Here is a 309-nt window from a genome sequence, read left to right as displayed (position 1 = left end):
GCATTTTCTCCTATGGTAACATTAATTTTATCGTCAAAGGATATATCCAAATCATGGTAATTGCGATAATTTTTTACTTGTAGCTGCTTAATATGCATGTCTTAATCCTCTTTTACCGGAATAACGTCTCCACTAGTCACTAGCAACGATGAATCTTCCAGCTTCTTCTAGTTCTCCTACATCACCGGGATATAGTTTTCTACCACGTCGATGTTCCCGCTCTCCATTCACCAACACACCTACATCTTGCAAATAAGCTTTTACCATTCCACCAGAGACAAGTACATTGATTAATTTTATAAACTGACC

Annotated in this window: 1 protein-coding gene; it reads right to left on the bottom strand. The window is 37.5% G+C overall.

The genetic code is table 11. From position 1 onward, the window contains the following. Positions 1-132: 132 nt before the first annotated feature. A complete protein-coding gene (locus JKP73_RS22505; protein ID WP_438874679.1) occupies positions 133-300 on the bottom strand; it encodes an RNA-binding S4 domain-containing protein in 168 nt (55 codons plus the stop codon). Positions 301-309: the final 9 nt, after the last annotated feature.

The sequence above is a fragment of the Virgibacillus salexigens genome, assembly GCF_014905415.1.
Classification (GTDB): Bacteria; Bacillota; Bacilli; order Bacillales; family Amphibacillaceae; genus Virgibacillus; species Virgibacillus salexigens.
This window is presented reverse-complemented; position numbering and strand designations above follow the sequence as displayed.